Consider the following 860-nt stretch of genomic DNA (forward strand, 5'->3'; position numbering starts at 1 on the left):
GTTCCCCCATTCGGACATCCCCGGCTCAAAGCCTGCTTACGGCTCCCCGAGGCATTTCGTCGTTCGCCACGTCCTTCGTCGGCTCCTAGCGCCTAGGCATCCTCCGTGTGCCTTCATTAGCTTAACCTTTCAGCTAACAAAACATTGGATGTTTGTTACATTTCGTTATCTAGTTTTCAAGGAACAATCCTTCTGGTTGCCTCTGCCCTTCGACAGCGACAAACGTTATCTTACCACATCCGCGATGCTTCATGCAACCCTTTTTTTAAAAAAAGTTTCGCTTCACACCGGCAGGATGTTTTTGGTGGAGCCAAGCGGGATCGAACCGCTGACCTCCTGCTTGCAAGGCAGGCGCTCTCCCAGCTGAGCTATGGCCCCTCATATCCCCAGTCAGCCATACGCTTCAACAACCATTCCGGTTTGCACCGAAGGTCTTGAACCATAAGCTTGCGGGTTAAATATGGGCCCTAGTGGACTCGAACCACCGACCTCACCCTTATCAGGGGTGCGCTCTAACCAGCTGAGCTAAGGGCCCTTATTGTATAAAATTGTACCTGCGCTCATGCTAGAGAGAAATAAGAGAAACTCTTATTTCTCTCTTCACAGAGAACATGTTCGCTTGGCAACGTCCTACTCTCCCAGGACCCTGCGGTCCAAGTACCATCGGCGCTGGAAGGCTTAACGGTCGTGTTCGGGATGGGTACGCGTGGTTCCCTTCCGCCATCATCACCAAACGTAGAAAGAGACTTACTCTTTCAAAACTGAACACGAGCGTGCTTGTATTGTCCGGCATCCTGCAGATGCCATGGACTCCATAGAAAGGAGGTGATCCAGCCGCACCTTCCGATACGGCTACCTTG

2 tRNA genes and 2 rRNA genes are annotated in these 860 nt (G+C 51.7%); all 4 read right to left on the bottom strand.

Annotated elements, in window-relative coordinates:
• Positions 1-127 (bottom strand): 23S ribosomal RNA (locus WBG83_RS22485); the annotation flags it as partial.
• Between the two features lie 175 nt (positions 128-302).
• Positions 303-378 (bottom strand) — tRNA-Ala (locus WBG83_RS22490).
• A gap of 83 nt (positions 379-461) precedes the next feature.
• Positions 462-535, bottom strand: a tRNA-Ile gene (locus tag WBG83_RS22495).
• Between the two features lie 82 nt (positions 536-617).
• Positions 618-734 (bottom strand): 5S ribosomal RNA (gene rrf, locus WBG83_RS22500).
• Between the last annotated feature and the right edge of the window lie 126 nt (positions 735-860).

Source organism: Paenibacillus sp. y28, assembly GCF_037137075.1.
Taxonomy (GTDB): domain Bacteria; phylum Bacillota; class Bacilli; order Paenibacillales; family NBRC-103111; genus JBBBNV01.